The sequence below is a fragment of the Pseudomonas sp. MM213 genome (genome assembly GCF_020423045.1).
Lineage (GTDB): Bacteria > Pseudomonadota > Gammaproteobacteria > Pseudomonadales > Pseudomonadaceae > Aquipseudomonas > Aquipseudomonas migulae.
The window spans coordinates 1,065,186-1,085,217 of the sequence record NZ_CP081943.1; the positions used below are offsets into that span (position 1 = coordinate 1,065,186).

A 20,032-nucleotide genomic window follows, 5' to 3' on the forward strand; every position below is an offset into this window, starting at 1 on the left:
TGATCGTGGCGCTATGGTGGAGGCTCAGCGCTTGTTCATCTGCTCACGCTGCCGCTCCTCCTGCTCCCGCAGTTCCGGTGTGAACTCGGCCCCAAAATCCTCCGCCTCGAACACCTGGCGGATCTCGATTTCAGCTTCGGTACCCGGCATCGGGTTGGGGCAGCGCTTGACCCATTCGATCGCTTCCTCTTTCGACTTCACTTGCCACAGCCAGTAGCCGGCGATCAATTCCTTGGTCTCGATAAACGGGCCGTCAATTACCGTGCGCTTGTCGCCGGAAAAACGCACGCGCGCGCCTTTACTGCTGGGGTGCAGGCCTTCTCCGGCCAGCATGATCCCGGCCTTGATCAGCTCCTCGTTGTAGTTGCCCATCGCGGTCAACAGTTCTTCGCTGGGCATGACGCCAGCCTCGGAGTCGAGGCTGGCTTTGACAATGATCATGAATCGCATGGGGTTGTCTCCAATGGATGTGAGAAATTCACAGCATGGTCGATTGGCCGACGTTTAAATCGACAGTGCTTCCCAAAGTATCGCGCGTCATCGGAACAACGCGGCTCAATCCCTTATTCCAAGACAACGGTTTTTCTCGCGCATTTATTGTGAATGGATCTTGTTCATTGTCATTTCTGACAGTACCCGCAGCTGCTTTTTTTCTCGATAGTCGAGTGGCCAGTTTTTTTGTCCACTTCCAACTACCGGAAACGCGTCATGACCTCGAACCTTAAAATCGGAGCTACCGAAATTTCTCCCGTTTATTTTTGTTACGGGGCTTCAGGCCAACGCGGGCATACGCTCACCGCAGTCGGCGAAGCCAGCAGCCCGTGGGTCGGACACGGCGTCAGCGTAAATCCCGCTGCCGGGCAAACCCTTCCGTTCCAGGCAGTCCCCGCGTCCGGCGAGTACCAGACGTTTTTGGAGCAGGGATGTGAGTGGAAGATCAATTGCCCGGACGACGGCGAAGTGTGCTCCTTCGATTGTCGGTTACAGACCGAGTTTACCGCCGAGCCCTACAGTATTCCGGTGAAGTTGGGGCATTACCTGCGTGAATTCCAGGGCAAACGCAATCCGATCGGCGCGCCACTGATCGGTGAAGAAGTCACTGCCGAGGTCCAGGTAGTGTCTGCCTACACCCAAAAACTACTGAAAGACATCGATGTTGAGTGGCTCGTGAATGGGCAACCCGCAGGCCGCAAAAAAACCAATAACTTGGGCTGGAGCACGTTCAGTCACACCTTCACAGCGGACGGCGAACAGTCGATTACGGCCAAGGTGTTCAGCCCCTATAACGACACGTGGACCGAACACAGTTTTACAATCACGGTGTATGCCGAGAGTCCCTGGCAACAAGCGGAGCTGAAAGTCAACGGAGTACCCGTGACGTGGCGTTCACCCGTTCTATTGCGTCGTGGGCAAGCGAATGAAGTGACAGTGAAAGTCGAGCCGGCAATCGCAAAAACACTCAGGCTGGCGCTGATTAATGAAGAAGGGCTGAACATTGTTGCCGTGCCTGAGGACACTGTATGGCAGGAGCCGGATCCAGTGTCCGGAGAGTTCAAATGGACCGTCACCTCGAACGAGCAGAAGAGTGGTCGAGTCAGGTTAGTCATCTATAGCCAGGAAGTGACTCAGCCTTGGGAGCACGACGGACGGGTGCTTGCAGGCGATCTCGCTGATGAAGTGGAGGTCTGGATTGACGGTAAACCTGTCACGTCGGGCGTCAACTTTTTCTTCCGCGGTCGGCCCGGCGTTATTACGTTGGAGCCCAAGGAGGGCAGTTCGGTAACAGATGGCCTTGGGGTGACACTGACAGGCGTGATCACCAGTGGTCTCGATGAACCAGATTTGGTGTCCAGCCCTGGTTTTGGCGTTTCAACGCCAGATCATCGCTGGAGCGTCACCGGGTCTAACAAGAGCGGTACTTTCCAGCTGATATTCACGTGTCAGGGCATTGCCGTGCCGCTCACGCTGGCACTCAACGCCTTGTTGTCGACTGATCTGAATGACGAAGCCGATGTGCGGATCGGCGGCGTAGAAATCCCGACAGAAGGGCAGGTCTTCTTCAGGAGCGAGGCACAAACGCTGACAGTGGTTGCCAAATCGGGCAGTCCACTGGGCCGTCTGCCTCTGAAGTTGCGATGGATCAAAGGGGAAGGGCTGCAGGCCGAAGAATTTAATTGCGAACCTGCCCTCGACACCTACACCGCAGGCCACAGCTGGAGTATCACCGGCCCCGCAGACAAGAGCGGCACGTTCCAGTTCGAGTTGGTTGGCGAGGGCATGACTACGCCCATTGAATTGCCAGAGTGTGTATTGCTGTCGAAAAACTTTGCTGATGAGGGCGCGTTCTTGGTCGACGGTGTGGAACTGTCGGACAGTGCGGTTTTCACCAGAGGCGTTGCAAGAACCTTGACCCTTGTGCCGAACGCGGGCAGCCCGGTCGCCAACTTGATGAAAAGCCTGCAATGGCATGCCGGCACGGGATTGGTCAAAGCAGATCTGACGTGCACCCCGGCGCTTGACCTGGCCACAAAACTCAATAGTTGGCAAATTACCGGTTCCGCCACCAAGAGCGGTACGTTCCAGTTGAAACTGGTCGGCCCGGGTGGCGCGACGCTGGGGCAACTGGCCGTTTGCATGTTGTTGTCGCGCAACCTTGAGGACGACGTGACCGTCAAGCTTGATGGTGCCGTCATCCCGGCCGAAGGCAAAGTGTTCATCCGGGGCAAACCGCGTACATTGGCCCTGGAGCCGAAAGCCGGCAGTCCGGTGGCCGATTTGCTGATGAGCTTGCGATGGGGCAGTGGCACCGGTTTGGTCGCAGGGGACTTCCAATGCGTACCGGCACTGGATCAGGCGACCAAGCCTCATAGCTGGCGCATCACGGCCCCCGCGACTAAAAGCGGCACCTTCCACTTTACAGTGGCCGGTCCGAGCGGCGTTACGCTGATCACCCTCGCGCTCAGTACCGTGCTGTCAGCCAACTTGCGCGACGAAGCCGACCTCCTGTTTGCCGGCAAGCCAGTGCCGGCTCAAGGGGTTGTGCTGTTGCGCGGCCAGCCGGGAACATTTTCATTGGTGCCCAAGGCGAATAGCCCCATTGCCGGTAAACCTCTTGCGATGAAGTACGCAGGGGGCACGCTGCCTGTGAGTGATGTGACTTGCCAGCCCCCATTCGGCGAATCAACAACTCAGTATCAATGGGCGTTCACTGGCCCTGCCAATCGAAGCGGTACATTAATTGCGGAAGTTGCTTGCGGGCAGGATGCGAAGCTGGATATGGAGGCGGTTGTTGTTTTATCGAAAAACCTTTCCGATGAGTTGAGTGCTATTACCCTATCGGTTGATGGTAGTCCGGACACTGATGTCGATTTGTATGGCGATGGGATAATGCTCACGTCGCCAAGGTCTCGACTGACATTTGTTGCCAACGCCGATAGTCCTGTTAAAGGGAGAACAGTGTCATTCAAATGGGCGGACGGGCAGAACTCGTCAATGGATATTGTTCCAAATCCCGTAAAGATAAACGATTCTGGTGTCGTTGAGTTTCAAGGGAAAGAGCATGCGGACTCAAATAAGGTGCATCGGCTTTGCCTTGACTATGGTGGAGCGGAAACTAATCCGTGGGACTTCAAATATTTTAGTCCGAGCAATGAAGGTCTCAAGGTGCTGTTTGAAGGTGTTGAGCATGGCGGTGTTCCTGCATACCTGAAACTTAGCACGATGTATGAGTTGATTGTGGTGCCGAGAACGGAGGACAGTGTTCTTGTAGGTTGGAAGTGTTCTTTCTCGGCCCCCTCCACTGTCGGGTATTCAGTACAAATATTTTCCGAGGTCGGCGATTGGCTCACCATTAAGCCACCCAGCGCAGGCGGTACGAAAATAAATGTAAGGGTGGTGAAGAATGGCGCCATTTCCAACCCTGGGTTTAATCTCGGATTGTTGGTTAAAGGTTTGGCTTTAGTAGGTATTCCGATGAGGGTTTTGGATGTTGATTTGAAAGATGATGCATGAGTCGTGGTTTAAATTTGTTTAATGGTTTTCGGCGTGCTAATTGCAGAGGATGATAAAAATGGGTAATCAAGCGCTAAGTGATTTTGTCGACTCTATTCAGCTCAATGAATATGAGATTGATATTGAAAAGCCAACGCTGGAACTTCGTTGCGGGCAGCGCTATAAATTAAAAGTTTTCGGGCGAAAGGATGGACCATCGTTCACGGGTAGGTGCGATCTCAGATGCTTGAACGGTGACCCTCCTGGGGTCGTCGAAATTATTAGTTCACATCTTTCAGTTCCGGGAGGTAGTGTCATCGAGCTGGTGTTAATGACGCGAGATTACGTTGGTAAAAGTAGGCTTGAGTTGGGAGTAGAAGGAAGTCAAGGTGCTCTGATTGTTTCGGTCGATGTTGAGGCAGATCGTATAAAAAACTGCCGTATTCGTCTTGAGAATGGTGATGAAAGAGCAGCGGGTAAAGGAGGTCGTTTTATTGCCGTACCCGTTGATGAGAAAAATGTTGTATTTACGTTCGAGCATGAAAGCATGGGGCGACGGCTTGTAGCGCGGGATGAATGGGTCCAGTTTGAGCCTGATGTTATCCAGTATAATCCCCAGGAGTCGAAAGTTATTACTGGCTATCCTGGCAATGTTCCGGTTTATCTTCAGGATGGGGGTGGATCGTATCGGGATACAATTCATTTTGAAATTTATAAGGCTTGGGCTACGTTCAGTAGTGATGGAGCTAATCACGGAGAGTTTCTTCCGATAATGATGGAGGCGAATAGGGTATATAAAATTTCAGTTAGCCCCCTTGATGCCGAAGAAAATGGGGCGATAGGTGTCATTTATGGTATTCCCGAGTGGATGGATGTGTTCCCGGAGCAGGATGCTGAAAATTTTGATGGGCCACATGTGCCATGGCTAATGATTGGCGCCCATGTAGTTTATCCAATCGGTGGTCCAGGGAAAAGTGAAAGATATATTAGGTTGAAAGATACTGCCCCCAAAGGGGCTCTTCCAGTAATATTTGCGTTTCTTGATGGAAAAGAATCTCGTGGTATTGTTAATTTGGAAAGGATATAGCTATTCAGGCTGTTATTGGTTTCATGAAAGAAACATCGATGGCTGTATAAGTAAAAAAGAGGCCTATATATTAAGGCCTCTTTTTTATGTCTGGCAGTACGATTCTTGCAGTTTTACTCGTGTTGTGCTTGATTGCGCTAGACTTTCGCTGAACAGCTTTTGTAGAATTTTCTGGCAGCCTCTTTATTTTGTATCGGCCCATAGGCCATCAGCGCAATCCATGCTTAACTTCTGCCTCGTCGAATTTTCCACATCAACGTTCAGAAGGACTCCGTTCATGGCTCAAGTCACTCTCAAAGGCAACCCGGTTCAAGTCAACGGCCAACTGCCACAAGCCGGTTCCAAGGCGCCAGCCTTTTCCCTGGTTGCCGGCAATCTGTCCGACGTGACCCTGGCGAGCTTCGCCGGCAAGCGTAAAGTGCTGAACATCTTCCCAAGCGTCGACACCCCGACCTGCGCCACGTCGGTGCGCAAGTTCAACGCCCAGGCCAACGATGTCGCCAACACTGTCGTGCTGTGCATCTCCGCTGACCTGCCGTTCGCCCAAGCCCGTTTCTGCGGCGCCGAAGGCCTGGAAAACGTGCAGAACCTGTCGACCCTGCGCGGTGCCGAGTTCATCGAGAACTACGGCGTTGCGATTGCCGATGGTCCGCTCAAAGGCCTGACCGCCCGTGCCGTTGTGGTACTGGACGAGAACGACAACGTGCTGCACAGCGAGCTGGTCAAGGAAATCGCTGAAGAACCGAACTACGAAGCGGCACTTGCCGTTCTGAAATAAGCGTCTTTTACAATTGTTAACGGCCTGGCCCTGTCCAGGCCGTTTTCATTTGTGCTTCAGTGTCTTAGATAAATCTCCTGTTACGTAAGCCGAAGGTAAATTGCCGGTAAAGGCGCTTTGCTAAATCCCCGCCAGTGCTTATCGTTCAGCCTCCCGTAGAAAAAGCCCACGCGCCCAATGGTTGATCATTCAATGCAATCCTCTGCTCCCCGTAGTCCTCGTCGCTGGCTGTTCGGCCTGCTTGTCCTGTTGGTCATCGCTGGCCTGTGCTGGAAATTCTGGCCTGGCAGTGCTGCGCCAAAAGAAGGCAACGGACAAAAAGCCGTGGCCGGGCACACTGGCCGTTCGGGTGGCATGCGTCCGGGTTTCGGTGGGGCGACCGGGCCGGTTCCGGTGCGTGTGGCGCCGGCGGTCAAGGGTGACTTCCCGCTGTACTACAAGGCGTTGGGCACCGTGACGGCGCTGAACACCATTAATGTGCGCAGCCGGGTGGGCGGCGAGCTGATCAAGGTATCGTTCGAAGAAGGGCAGATGGTCAAGGCCGGTGACTTGCTGGCGGAAATCGATCCGCGTCCTTACCAGAACGCTTTGCTGCAAGCCGAAGGCACCTTGTTGCAGAATCAGGCGCAACTGAAAAACGCGCAGGTCGATGTCGAGCGTTATCGCAACCTGTACCGCGAAGACAGCATCGCCAAGCAAACCCTGGACACCGCCGAAGCGCTGGTCGGCCAGTATCAAGGCACGGTCAAGACCAATCAGGCAGCGGTCAACGACGCCAAGCTCAATCTCGAATTCACCAAAATCCGCGCGCCGATAACCGGGCGTGTGGGCTTGCGTCAGCTCGACGTCGGCAACCTGGTGGCGGCCAACGACACCACGGCGCTGGCGATCATCACCCAGACCCAACCGATCAGCGTGGCGTTCACCTTGCCGGAAAACAGCCTCGACGTGGTGCTGGCCCGCTATCGCAGCGGCGCCAAGTTGCCCGCTGAAGCGTGGAACCGTGGCGACACCCAAATACAGGCCACCGGTGTATTGCAGAGCCTCGACAACCAGATCGACGTCACCACCGGCACCCTGAAATTCAAGGCGCGCTACGAAAACCGTGATCAGGCGCTGTTCCCCAATCAGTTCGTCAACGTCCACCTGCTGGCCGACACCCTCAAAGGCGTGGTACTCGCGCCGTCGGCCGCGATTCAATTCGGCACCAACGGCACCTTCGTCTATGCGATGGATGGCGACAAGAAAGTCACGATCCGCCAGTTGAAGGTCGGCGCCAGCGATGGTGACAACACCGTGATTACCGAAGGCCTGGTCGCCGGCGATCGTGTCGTCCTGGAAGGCACCGACCGCCTGAAGGAAGGCAGCGAAGTGGAAGTGGTCAACGACACCAAGGATGTGCCGACCACCCCGACCGGGCACCTGCAAGGTAAATCGGCGGCCGACGCGACTGAGCCGGCGACCACCGACAAGGCGAAAAAGGGCGGCGCATGAACATCTCGCGGCTGTTCATCCTTCGCCCGGTCGCCACGACCCTGAGCATGCTGGCCATTATTCTGGCCGGCGTGATCGCCTATCGGCTGTTGCCGGTATCGGCGTTACCGCAGGTCGATTACCCGACCATTCGCGTGATGACCCTCTATCCCGGCGCCAGCCCGGACGTCATGACCAGTGCCGTCACCGCGCCGCTCGAACGCCAGTTCGGGCAGATGCCGGGGCTCACCCAAATGGCTTCGACCAGCTCCGGCGGCGCTTCGGTATTGACCCTGCGGTTCAGCCTCGACATCAACATGGACGTCGCCGAGCAGCAGGTGCAAGCCGCGATCAACGCCGCGACCAATCTGCTGCCCAAGGACCTGCCGGCGCCGCCGGTGTACAACAAGGTCAACCCGGCGGACACCCCGGTGCTGACCCTGGCGATCACCTCCAAAACCATGCTGTTGCCCAAGCTCAATGATCTGGTCGATACACGCATGGCGCAGAAAATCGCCCAGATCAGCGGCGTCGGCATGGTCAGCATTGCCGGCGGCCAGCGTCAGGCGGTGCGGATCAAGGTCAACCCCGAGGCCCTTGCGGCCAACGGCCTGAACCTGTCGGACGTGCGCACCTTGATCGGTGCCTCCAACGTCAACCAGCCCAAGGGCAACTTCGACGGCCCGACCCGGGTCTCGATGCTCGATGCAAACGATCAACTGACCTCGCCCAAGGATTACGCCAACCTGATCCTGGCCTACACCAACGGCGCGCCGTTGCGGCTCAAGGACGTGGCGGAAATCGTCGATGGCGCGGAGAACGAACGCCTCGCAGCCTGGGCCAATGAGAATCAGGCGGTGTTGCTGAACATTCAGCGCCAGCCGGGTGCGAACGTCATCGAGGTGGTCGACCGGATCAAGGCCTTGCTGCCGAGCATCACCGACAACCTGCCGGCCGGTCTCGAGGTCACCGTACTGACCGACCGCACCCAGACCATCCGCGCATCGGTCACCGACGTGCAACACGAGCTGCTGATCGCCATCGCGCTGGTGGTGATGGTGACGTTCCTGTTCCTGCGCCGGGCCAGCGCCACGATCATTCCATCGGTGGCCGTGCCGCTGTCGTTGATCGGCACCTTCGGCGTGATGTACCTCGCCGGTTTCTCGGTGAACAACCTGACCCTGATGGCGCTGACCATCGCCACCGGTTTCGTGGTGGACGATGCGATCGTCATGCTGGAGAACATTTCCCGGTTCATCGAAGAGGGCGACAGCCCGTTGAACGCGGCGCTCAAGGGCGCCAAGCAGATTGGCTTTACCCTGATTTCCCTGACGCTATCGCTGATCGCGGTACTGATTCCGCTGCTGTTCATGGCCGACGTGGTAGGGCGCCTGTTCCGCGAATTTGCCATCACCCTGGCGGTGGCGATCCTGATTTCCCTGGTCGTGTCGTTGACCCTGACACCAATGATGTGCGCGCGGCTGCTCAAGCGCGAACCCAAGGAAGAAGAGCAGGGCCGTTTCTACCGGGCCAGCGGCGAAGCAATTGACTGGATGATCGCGGCTTACGGGCGCAAGTTAAAGTGGGTTCTCAAGCATCAACCGCTGACGTTGCTGGTGGCCATCGGCACTTTGGCGCTGACGGTGTTCCTTTACATGGTGGTGCCGAAGGGCTTCTTCCCGGTGCAGGACACCGGGGTGATTCAGGGGATTTCCGAAGCGCCGCAGTCAATTTCCTTTGCGGCGATGAGCGAGCGGCAGCAGGAACTGGCGAAAGTGATCCTCGCGGATCCTGCCGTCGAAAGCCTGTCGTCCTACATCGGCGTCGATGGCGATAACTCGACATTGAACAGCGGTCGCCTGCTGATCAACCTCAAATCACACAGCAATCGCGACTTGAGCGCCACCGAGGTGATTGCCCGCCTGCAACCGGAACTCGACAAACTGGTCGGTATCCGTCTGTTCATGCAGCCGGTGCAAGACCTGACCATCGAGGACCGGGTCAGCCGCACGCAGTACCAGTTCAGCATGTCGTCGCCGGATTCCGAGCTGCTCAGCCTGTGGAGCAGTCGATTGGTCGAGGCTCTGGCCCAACGGCCGGAACTGACCGACGTCGCCAGTGACCTTCAGGACAAAGGCTTGCAGGTTTACCTGGTGATCGACCGCGATGCCGCCTCGCGGGTCGGCGTATCGGTGTCGAACATTACCGACGCGCTGTACGACGCCTTCGGCCAACGGCAGATTTCGACCATTTACACCCAGGCCAGCCAGTATCGCGTGGTCCTGCAGTCGCAGTCCGGCGAGAAAATCGGCCCGGATGCGCTGAACCAGATTCACGTCAAGACCACCGATGGCGGGCAAGTGCGCCTGTCCAGCCTGGCGCACATCGAAGAGCGCCAGGCGCAACTGGCGATCACCCACATCGGCCAGTTCCCGGCGGTGATGATGTCCTTCAACCTCGCACCCGGCGTGGCGCTGGGGCATGCGGTGCAAATCATCGAGCAAGTGCAAAAGGACATCGGCATGCCGATTGGCGTGCAGACCCAGTTCCAGGGCGCGGCCGAGGCGTTCCAGGCTTCGCTGTCGAGCACCTTGCTGCTGATTCTGGCGGCGGTGGTGACCATGTACATCGTGCTCGGCGTGCTCTACGAGAGCTACATCCACCCGATCACCATCCTCTCGACCCTGCCCTCGGCGGCGGTCGGCGCCTTGCTGGCGTTATTGTTGAGTGGCAATGACCTGGGGATGATCGCGATCATCGGCATCATCCTGCTGATCGGCATCGTGAAGAAAAACGCGATCATGATGATCGACTTCGCCCTCGACGCCGAGCGCAATCAGGGCATGGACCCGGAAACGGCGATTTATCAAGCCGCGCTGCTGCGGTTCCGGCCGATTCTGATGACCACGCTCGCGGCGTTGTTCGGCGCGGTGCCGTTGATGCTCGCCACAGGTTCTGGCGCTGAGTTGCGTCAGCCGTTGGGTCTGGTGATGGTCGGTGGCTTGTTGGTGAGTCAGGTGCTGACGCTGTTCACCACGCCTGTTATCTACCTGTACTTCGACCGCCTCGGTCGTCGTTGGGGCCGCACGTCCGAGTCCGTGGAAGTGGTCGAGCAGCCATGAACCTCTCCGGACCTTTCATCAAGCGGCCGGTCGCCACCATGTTGCTGAGCCTGGCGATCATGCTGCTGGGCGGGGTGAGCTTCGGCCTGCTGCCGGTGTCGCCGTTGCCGCAAATGGACTTCCCGGTGATCGTGGTCCAGGCCAGCCTGCCCGGCGCGAGCCCGGAGGTAATGGCCTCGACCGTGGCCACGCCGCTCGAACGTTCCTTCGGCGCCATTGCCGGGGTCAACACCATGAGCAGCCGCTCCAGCCAGGGCTCGACCCGGGTCATTTTGCAGTTTGACCTCGACCGCGACATCAACGGCGCGGCGCGGGAAGTGCAAGCGGCGATCAACGCCTCGCGCAACCTGCTGCCGAGCGGGATGCGCAGCATGCCGACCTACAAGAAGGTCAACCCGTCCCAGGCACCGATCATGGTGCTGTCGCTGACCTCGGACGTTTTGGAGAAGGGTCAGCTTTACGATTTGGCCTCGACGATCCTGTCCCAGAGCCTGTCCCAGGTGCAGGGCGTGGGCGAAGTACAGATCGGCGGCAGCTCTTTGCCGGCGGTGCGTATCGAACTCGAACCGCAAGCGCTCAACCAGTACGGCGTGGCGCTGGACGATGTGCGTAACACCATCGCCAACGCCAACGTGCGCCGGCCCAAGGGCTCGGTCGAAGACGGTCAGCGTTTGTGGCAGGTTCAGGCCAACGATCAATTGGAAAAGGCCAAGGACTACGAGTCGCTGATCATCCACTACAACGGCGGTGCGGCGCTGCGCCTGAAGGATGTGGCGAAGGTGAGTGACGGCGTCGAAGACCGCTACAACAGCGGTTTCTTCAACGACGACGCGGCGGTGCTGCTGGTGATCAACCGTCAGGCCGGCGCCAACATCATCGAGACCGTCAACGAGATCAAGGCCCAGCTCCCGGCACTGCAAGCGGTGCTGCCGGCCAGCGTCAAACTGAACCTGGCCATGGACCGCTCGCCGGTGATCAAGGCGACCCTGCATGAAGCGGAAATGACCCTGCTGATTGCCGTGGCGCTGGTGATTCTGGTGGTGTTCCTGTTCCTCGGTAACTTCCGCGCTTCGCTGATTCCGACCCTCGCGGTGCCGGTGTCGCTGGTCGGCACCTTCGCGGTGATGTACCTCTACGGGTTCTCGCTGAACAACCTGTCGCTGATGGCATTGATTTTGGCCACCGGGCTGGTGGTGGACGACGCCATCGTGGTGCTGGAGAACATTTCCCGGCACATCGACGAAGGCGTGCCGCCGATGAAGGCCGCTTACCTCGGGGCACAGGAAGTCGGCTTTACGCTGCTGTCGATGAACGTCTCGCTGGTGGCGGTGTTCCTCTCGATCCTGTTTATGGGCGGGATCATCGAAAGCCTGTTCCGTGAGTTTTCCATCACGCTGGCGGCGTCCATCGTGGTGTCGCTGGTGGTCTCGCTAACGCTGACACCGATGCTGTGCGCCCGTTGGCTCAAGCCACATACGCCGGGTCAGGAAAACCGTTTGCAGCGCTGGAGCCAGCGCGCCAATGAGTGGATGGTCGGCAAATACGCCACCAGCCTTGACTGGGTGCTGCGTCACCGTCGTCTGACGTTGCTCAGTCTGATCGTGACAGTTGGCGTTAACATTGCGCTGTATGTGGTTGTTCCTAAGACATTTTTGCCTCAACAAGACACCGGCCAACTGATCGGTTTCGTGCGCGGCGACGACGGTCTGTCGTTCAGCGTCATGCAGCCGAAAATGGAAATCTTCCGCCGTGCCGTGTTGAAAGATGAGGCAGTGGAAAGCGTTGCCGGCTTCATTGGTGGCACTAACGGCACCAACAACGCCTTCATGCTGGTGCGTCTGAAGCCGATCAAGGAACGGGCTTTGTCCGCGCAAAAAGTCATCGAACGCCTGCGAAAGGAAATGCCCAAGGTTCCCGGCGCACAGTTGATGCTGATGGCGGATCAGGACCTGCAGTTTGGCGGTGGTCGTGAACAGACCAGTTCGCAGTATTCCTACATCCTGCAAAGCGCCGACCTTGGCGAATTGCGCCAGTGGTACCCGAAGGTCGTCACCGCGCTCAAGGCGTTGCCGGAGCTGACCGCGATTGATGCCCGTGAAGGGCGCGGCGCGCAGCAAGTGACCTTGATCGTCGATCGCGATCAGGCCAAACGCCTGGGCGTCGATATGGACATGGTCACCGCCGTGTTGAACAACGCCTACAGCCAGCGGCAGATTTCGACGATCTACGACAGCCTTAACCAGTATCAGGTGGTGATGGAGGTCAATCCGAAGTACGCCCAGGACCCGATCACCCTCAAGCAGGTCCAGGTGATCACCGCCGACGGCGCGCGGATTCCGCTGTCGACCATCGCCCATTACGAAAACAGCCTGGAAGATGACCGCGTCAGCCACGAAGGCCAGTTCGCTTCCGAAAGCATTTCCTTCGACATGGCCGAAGGCGTGACCGTGGAGCAGGGCAGTGCAGCCATCGAACGGGCGATTGCCAAGCTCGGCATGCCGGAAGACGTCATCGTGAAAATGGCCGGTACAGCCGATGCCTTTGCCGCCACGCAAAAGAGCCAGCCGTGGATGATTCTTGGCGCGCTGGTGGCGGTGTATCTGGTGCTGGGCGTGCTGTATGAAAGCTACATTCATCCGCTGACCATTCTCTCGACCTTGCCGTCGGCCGGGGTCGGCGCGTTGTTGTCGATCTATGCATTGGGCGGCGAGTTCAGCCTGATCTCGTTGCTCGGGCTGTTTTTGCTGATCGGGGTGGTGAAGAAGAACGCCATTCTGATGATCGACCTCGCGCTGCAACTGGAGCGGCAAAAGGGCCTGGAACCGCTGGAGTCGATTCGCAGCGCGTGCCTGCAACGGCTGCGTCCGATTCTGATGACCACGCTGGCCGCGATCCTCGGAGCGTTGCCGCTGCTGCTGAGCCGTGCCGAAGGTGCGGAAATGCGCCAGCCGCTGGGCCTGACCATCATCGGCGGGCTGATCTTCAGTCAGGTGCTGACCCTTTACACCACCCCGGTGGTTTACCTCTATCTCGACAAACTGCGCCATCGCTTCAATAAATGGCGTGGGGTGCGTACTGATGCTGCTCTGGAAACTCCGCTATGACTGACCGTTCGCTTATCAACCTGTCTGCACCGCTGATTACGGCCCGAGGCTCGCGTTTGTTGAGCCTGTCGCTGTGCGTGGCGCTGCTCAGTGCCTGCGCCATCGGCCCGGATTACCAGCGCCCGACGGCCGCCGCGCCGGTGCAGTACAAGGAAGCGGCCGGTTGGCGTCAGGCCAACCCGAGCGATTCCCTGGCCCGCGGAGCCTGGTGGGAGCTGTATGGCGATCAACAGCTCAACGGCCTGATCGACAAACTCAACAGCGCCAACCAGACCGTCGCCCAGTCCGAAGCCCAGTACCGTCAGGCCCAGGCTCTGGTGCGCAGTGCCCGCGGCGCTTTCTTCCCGACGGTGGACCTGACCGTCGGGAAAAACCGTTCCAGCCAGGGCACCGGCAGCAGCAGTTCGAGCCTGAGCAGTTCCTCCAGCGGCATCCGCAACACCTACACGGCCCAGGCCGGGGTCAGTTGGGAAGCCGACGTCTGGGGCAAGCTGCGCCGGGGCCTTGAGGCCGACACTGCCAACGCTGAGGCGAGTTTTGCCGATCTGGCGGCAATGCGTTTGAGCCAGCAGTCGGAGCTGGTGCAGAACTACCTGCAATTGCGCGTGATCGATGAGCAAAGGCGCCTGCTGCAAGCGACGGTCGAGGCCTATCAGCGCTCGCTGAAAATGACCGAAAACCAATACCGCGCCGGCGTTTCCGGCAAGGACGCGGTGGCACAGGCCACCACTCAGCTCAAGAGCACCGAGGCCGAGTTGGTCGATCTGATCTGGCAGCGCGCCCAGTTCGAGAACGCTATCGCCGTACTGATCGGGCTGCCGCCCGCTGAGTTCAGCCTCGCAGAAACCACGGACATCCCGTTGCTGCCCGACGTGCCGCTGAACCTGCCTTCGCAATTGCTCGAACGTCGCCCGGACATCGCCTCCGCCGAGCGCTCGGTGATGGCGGCCAACGCCAACATCGGCGTGGCCAAGGCCGCTTATTACCCGGACCTGACGTTGAGTTTGAACGGTGGTTACAGCAGCAGCACCTCTTCGAACTGGATCAGTGTGCCGAACCGCTTCTGGTCGGTCGGCCCGCAACTGGCGATGACCTTGTTCGACGGCGGCCAGCGTTCGGCGGAAGTCGACCGCAGCGAAGCGGCCTATGACGAAACCGTGGCCAAGTACCGTCAGACAGTGCTCGACGGTTTCCGCGAGGTGGAAAACTACCTGGTGCAGCTCAAGGTCCTGGAAGACGAGTCCGCCGTGCGTCAACAGGCACTGGACGCGGCGCGTGAATCCCTGCGCCTGACCCAGAACCAGTACAAGGCCGGCTTGATTGCTTATCTGGATGTGGTCGTGGTGCAGGCCACGGCGCTGAACAATGAACGCAATATGCTGGACTTGTTGCAGAGCCGGCTGATCGCCAGCGTGCAATTGATTGCGGCGCTGGGCGGCGGATGGGACGGCCAGCTCGAACTCAACAACTGACCCCCGAATTCCCGCTTTCCCCCGTATCCCTGTAGGAGCTGTCGAGTGAAACGAGGCGGCGATTTTTGATCTTGCTCCAGATCTTCATTGCCTGAAAGAATCGCCGCCTCGTTTCACTCGACAGCTCCTACAGGAGAGCGGGGGAGTTGGGGCTCGGGCGTAACGTTTCAGAGGTATTGCGGGTGATCAAACAAGCGTTTCATCGGCTTGATGGCCCTTTGCTAATTTTCTCAGTGCGTTCTTTTGTGCAATCAGTACAATCGCCCGATTTGCCCCCCGAGAACGGAAGCAGTACGGCGGGGTAGTCGCGAGAAATCCAATGCTCATCGGTAGCTATTCACCCACGCTGGTTATCATTTCGCTCTTCGTAGCGATTCTCGCCTCCTATACCGCACTCGACATGACCGGGCGCATTGCCACCGCCAAAGGTCGGGCCGTGCATTTGTGGACGGCGGGCGGGGCTTTTGCGATGGGCATTGGTGTGTGGTCGATGCATTTCATCGGCATGCTCGCGTTCAAATTGCCGATTGACCTTGGCTACGATGTCACGCTGACGTCGCTGTCGCTGCTGACCGCGTTCCTGTCCAGCGGCTTCGCCCTGTGGCTGGTCAGCCAGCCACAATTACCGGCCTGGCAACTGGCGTTCGGCGCACTGGTGATGGGTGCCGGCATCAGCGCCATGCACTACACCGGCATGGCCGCCATGAGCATGCAGCCGGGCATCGATTACGACCCGACGCTGTTCAGCGCATCGCTGCTGATAGCCGTTGGCGCCTCGGGCGCGGCGTTATGGATCGCCTTCCGCCTGCGCAAGCACACGCCTTACGTCCGGCTGATTCGCGGCGGCGCGGCGGTGATCATGGGCATCGCCATCGTCGGCATGCATTACACCGCCATGGCTGCGGCGCAGTTTCCGGACGGCAGTTTTTGTGGCGCGGCGGTCAACGGTTTAAGCGGCAAGGGCCTGGACAGCCTGGTCTTGATCACCACGCTGGCGGTGTTGAGCATCGCCTTGCTCACCTCGATTCTGGATGCGCGTCTGGAGGCGCGCACCGCCGACCTGGCCCGTTCGCTGACCGAAGCCAATCGTGAACTCACCCAACTGGCGCTGCACGACACCCTGACCGGTTTGCCGAATCGGATATTGCTGGCCGACCGCATCGGCCAGGCCATGTCGAAGGTGCAGGAGCAGGGCGGTTGTTTTGCATTGATGTTCATCGATCTGGACGGTTTCAAACCGGTCAATGATGCCTTCGGCCATCACATGGGCGATCTGTTGCTGCGGGAAGTCGGCTTGCGCTTGCGCGAGGATCTGCGCAGCCAGGACACCCTGGCGCGGATCGGCGGTGACGAATTTGTCTTGCTGGTGCAACTGCGCGACGAACATGACGCCCTGAACCTGGCGGCCCGTCAGGTCGGAATGATCGCGCGCTCGTTCCGTGTCGCCGAACATGATTTGCAGATTTCAGCCAGTGTCGGCATCGCCCTCTACCCGGGCAACGGCCAGACGGCCGAAGAGCTGCTGATGAATGCCGATGCGGCGATGTATCACGCCAAGGGCGCGGGCAAAAACGGCTACAGCTTCTTCGACGCCTCGATGAACAGCAACGCGCGCAAACAACTGCAATTGCTGCAAGACCTGCGTAATGCCGTGGACCAGCAACAATTCAGCCTCTATTACCAGCCCAAGTTCGACGCCAGCAATGGCCGGCCGGTCGGCGCCGAAGCGCTGTTGCGTTGGGTGCACCCGACTCAGGGCATGCTGCTGCCGGACAAATTCATCGAGCTGGCGGAGAAGACCGGGCTGATCATTCCGATTGGCGACTGGGTGCTCAACGAAGCCTGCCGCCAGATGCGCGAGTGGTACGTGCTCGGCTACACCGACTGGCGCATCGCGGTGAACCTCTCGGCCCTGCAGTTCTGCCATGCCGGCCTGGTTCAGAGTGTCGCCAAAGCCCTGGCCACGCACCATTTGCCCGCTAACAGCCTGACCCTGGAAATCACCGAAACCACCGCCATGAGCGACGCTGATGCGAGCATGACGGTGCTTAACGAGCTCTCGGAGATGGGCGTCGACTTGTCCATCGATGACTTTGGCACCGGCTATTCGAGTTTGATGTACCTCAAGCGTTTGCCGGCCAACGAATTGAAGATTGACCGCGGTTTTGTCCGCGACCTGGAACGCGACAGCGACGACGCCGCGATCGTTTCCGCCATCGTCGCGCTGGGCCAGGCACTGGGTTTGCGGATTGTCGCCGAAGGGGTGGAAACCGACGTGCAGCAGGATTTCCTGACCCAGCTGGGCTGTGATTCGTTGCAGGGTTACCTGCTGGGGCACCCGCTGCCGGCGGAGCGCTTCATGGTCGACATCCTTCGAGCGGAGCGTGCGGCCGCGTTACCGCTTACCGCCGAGTCACTCTCCCTGTAGGAGCCGGCTTGCCGGCGATGGGCCCCGTGAGAGTTACGTCGATTTCGAGGGCGCTATCGCCAGCAAGCCGGCTCCTACAGAGGACCGTGTAGTTCAGATCGTTCAGGCCCGCCACAAAACCTTGTAGGAGCCGGCTTGCTGGCGATGGGGCCCGTCCAGTCTCCACACACCCCATGCAAAAAACGTCGATGACGGTTATTCTTGCCCCCGACTGCTTACGCTTGAACGGGGAAAGCTCGCATGGACAAAGTCATCGTCATCACCGGCGGCAGCCGCGGCATCGGTGCCGCCACAGCCTTGTTGGCCGCCGAACAGGGCTATCGGATCTGCATCAACTATCAATCCGACGAAGAAGCTGCGCACCGTGTGCTCGAGCAAGTCCGCGCCCTCGGTGCCCAAGCCATCGCGGTCCGTGCCGACGTCAGCATCGAAGACGAAGTGATCGCCTTGTTTCACCGGGTCGACACCGAACTGGGGCGGGTCACCGCACTGGTCAACAACGCCGGCACCGTGGGGCACAAGTCCCGGGTCGACGAAATGTCCGAATTCCGCATCCTCAAAATTCTCAAAACCAACGTCCTGGCGCCGATCCTCTGCGCCAAACACGCGATCCTGCGCATGTCGCCCAAACATGGCGGCCAGGGTGGCAGCATCGTCAACGTTTCCTCGGTGGCCGCACGCTTGGGCGCCCCCAACGAATACGTCGACTACGCGTCCTCCAAAGGCGCACTCGACACCTTCACCGTCGGGCTGTCCAAGGAAGTGGCCGGCGAAGGTATCCGCGTCAACGCCGTGCGACCTGGCTATATCTACACCGATTTCCACGCACTGAGCGGCGATCCGGACCGGGTCAGCAAACTGGAATCGGCAATACCGATGGCACGCGGTGGCCGGCCGGATGAAGTGGCGGAAGCGATTGTGTGGTTGTTGTCGGATAAGGCGTCGTATGCGACGGGGACGTTTGTTGATCTTGGAGGCGGGCGTTAGCCTTCAAGTGTTGTGGTGCCTGTTCTGGTCTCATCGCGAGCAGGCTCGCTCCCACAGTGGAATACGGTCAACTGTAGGAGCGAGCCTGCTCGCGAAGGCGATAAACCAAACACTATCAAACCTTCAGAACGACCGCACAATCCGCCCCAACGTCTCCATCGCCTTCTCCGCAGCCTCATCCCAAGGGCTGCCATAATTCAGCCGAATACAATTCCTGAACCGCTGCGCCGGTGAAAATATCGGCCCCGGCGCAATGCTGATCCCTTGCGCCAATGCCATCTGAAACAACTTCAACGAATCCATCTGCGGCGGCAATTCGAGCCACAAAAAATACCCGCCTGCCGGTTGGCTGACGCGAGTCTGCGCCGGGAAATAGCGCGCAATCGCCGCCAGCATCGCACTTTGCTGCTCTTCCAGCGCATAACGCAGTTTGCGCAGATGCCGGTCATAGCCGCCATGTTGCAGGTAGTCGGCAATGGCCGCCTGCGCCGGCATCGATGCGCACAGCGAGGTCATCAACTTCAACCGCTCAATCTTCTGCGCATAGCGCCCGGCAGCTACCCAGCCAATGCGATAACCAGGGGCTAGGCTCTTGGCGAACGAGCCGCAGTGCATCACCAACCCTTCGGTATCGAACGCTTTCGCCGGTTTTGGCGCCTGCTGCCCGTAATAGAGTTCTGCGTAAACGTCATCTTCGATCAGCGGCACCTGGTGGCTGCGCAACAGCTCCACCAGTTCCTGTTTCTTCGCCTCGGGCATGGTGGCGCCCATGGGGTTCTGGAAACTGGTCATGCACCAGCAGGCCTTGATCGGGTGGCGTTCCAGGGTTTGCGCGAGCACGCCGAGGTCGATGCCGTCGCGTGGGTGCACGGGGATTTCCACGGCTTTGAGTTTCAGTCGTTCGAGGATTTGCAGGCAGGCGTAGAACGCCGGGGCTTCGATGGCCACCAGGTCGCCGGGTTCGGTGACGGCTTGCAGGCACAGGTTCAACGCTTCGAGGGCGCCGTTGGTGATCAGCAGTTCTTCCATGGGCAGCATCAGTCCGCCGACCATATAGCGCAGGGCGATTTGTCGGCGCAGTTGCGGGTTGCCCGGCGACATGTCGGTGACGACCATGCGCGGGTCCATTTCCCGGGCGGCGCTGGCCAGGGAGCGGGACAAGCGTTGCAACGGAAACAGGGTCGGGCTGGGGAACGCCGAGCCGAAGGGCACGGTGTTGGGGTCTTTGATCGAGTCGAGGACCGAGAACACCAGTTCGCTGACGTCGACTTCGGTGGACTCGTTGACCTGGCTGCTGATCACCGGCTCTGAAAACGGGCTCGGCGCATGGGTGTTGACGAAGTAGCCGGAACGCGGGCGGGCGCGGATCAGGCCACGGCGCTCCAACAGGTAATAGGCCTGGAACACCGTGGACGGGCTGACGCCGTAGGTCTGGCTGGCGTAGCGCACCGAGGGCACGCGCTGGCCGGGGCCGAGGACGCCGGAGCGGATCAGTTCAGCGATGTCGTCGGCGAATTTTTCGTAGCGTTTCATCGAGTGCCCGGTTCATTGTGGTTCAGTGAAATCGAGGTGACTTCTTCGCGGGCAAGCC

11 protein-coding genes are annotated in these 20,032 nt (G+C 59.0%); 9 read left to right on the plus strand and 2 right to left on the minus strand.

What is annotated here, in order from left to right; genetic code table 11:
* Positions 1-24 precede the first annotated feature (24 nt).
* Complete coding sequence (locus K5R88_RS04885) at positions 25-450, minus strand: YciI family protein (RefSeq protein ID WP_223450224.1); 426 nt, start codon at positions 448-450, stop codon at positions 25-27.
* A 258-nt stretch (positions 451-708) separates the two neighbouring features.
* Here K5R88_RS04885 and K5R88_RS04890 point away from each other — a divergent pair, with 258 nt between their 5' ends.
* The 9 genes from K5R88_RS04890 to K5R88_RS04930 all read left to right on the plus strand — a co-directional run bounded on the left by K5R88_RS04890 (position 709) and on the right by K5R88_RS04930 (position 18,441).
* Positions 709-4,011, plus strand: a complete 3,303-nt coding sequence (locus K5R88_RS04890) for a hypothetical protein (protein WP_226299327.1) — start codon at positions 709-711, stop codon at positions 4,009-4,011.
* 58 nt (positions 4,012-4,069) lie between these two features.
* Positions 4,070-5,077 (plus strand): hypothetical protein, encoded by a 1,008-nt coding sequence (locus K5R88_RS04895; RefSeq protein ID WP_226299328.1) that lies wholly within the window; start codon positions 4,070-4,072, stop codon positions 5,075-5,077.
* Positions 5,078-5,354: 277 nt separating this feature from the next.
* Entirely contained in the window at positions 5,355-5,855 is a 501-nt protein-coding gene (gene tpx, locus K5R88_RS04900; RefSeq protein WP_008030203.1) for a thiol peroxidase, read from the plus strand.
* A 177-nt stretch (positions 5,856-6,032) separates the two neighbouring features.
* Entirely contained in the window at positions 6,033-7,349 is a 1,317-nt protein-coding gene (locus tag K5R88_RS04905; protein ID WP_226299329.1) for an MdtA/MuxA family multidrug efflux RND transporter periplasmic adaptor subunit, read from the plus strand.
* Positions 7,346-10,450 carry an MdtB/MuxB family multidrug efflux RND transporter permease subunit gene (locus tag K5R88_RS04910; RefSeq protein WP_226299330.1) on the plus strand — a complete coding sequence of 1,035 codons (3,105 nt, stop codon included), beginning with the start codon at positions 7,346-7,348 and terminating at the stop codon, positions 10,448-10,450. The genes K5R88_RS04905 and K5R88_RS04910 overlap by 4 nt, the downstream gene beginning before the upstream one ends.
* A complete protein-coding gene (locus K5R88_RS04915) occupies positions 10,447-13,554 on the plus strand; it encodes an efflux RND transporter permease subunit (protein WP_223450229.1) in 3,108 nt (1,035 codons plus the stop codon). The genes K5R88_RS04910 and K5R88_RS04915 overlap by 4 nt, the downstream gene beginning before the upstream one ends.
* Positions 13,551-15,026 (plus strand): efflux transporter outer membrane subunit, encoded by a 1,476-nt coding sequence (locus K5R88_RS04920; RefSeq protein ID WP_008030212.1) that lies wholly within the window; start codon positions 13,551-13,553, stop codon positions 15,024-15,026. The genes K5R88_RS04915 and K5R88_RS04920 overlap by 4 nt, the downstream gene beginning before the upstream one ends.
* Before the next feature lie 319 nt (positions 15,027-15,345).
* Positions 15,346-17,454, plus strand: coding sequence for a putative bifunctional diguanylate cyclase/phosphodiesterase (locus K5R88_RS04925; RefSeq protein WP_226299331.1), 2,109 nt, complete (start codon positions 15,346-15,348; stop codon positions 17,452-17,454).
* A 240-nt stretch (positions 17,455-17,694) separates the two neighbouring features.
* Positions 17,695-18,441 (plus strand): SDR family oxidoreductase, encoded by a 747-nt coding sequence (locus tag K5R88_RS04930; protein WP_008035597.1) that lies wholly within the window; start codon positions 17,695-17,697, stop codon positions 18,439-18,441.
* 123 nt (positions 18,442-18,564) lie between these two features.
* On the opposite strand, the gene mapR is transcribed toward K5R88_RS04930, so the two are convergent.
* A complete protein-coding gene (gene mapR, locus K5R88_RS04935) occupies positions 18,565-19,974 on the minus strand; it encodes a GntR family transcriptional regulator MpaR (protein ID WP_223480937.1) in 1,410 nt (469 codons plus the stop codon).
* Positions 19,975-20,032 lie beyond the last annotated feature (58 nt).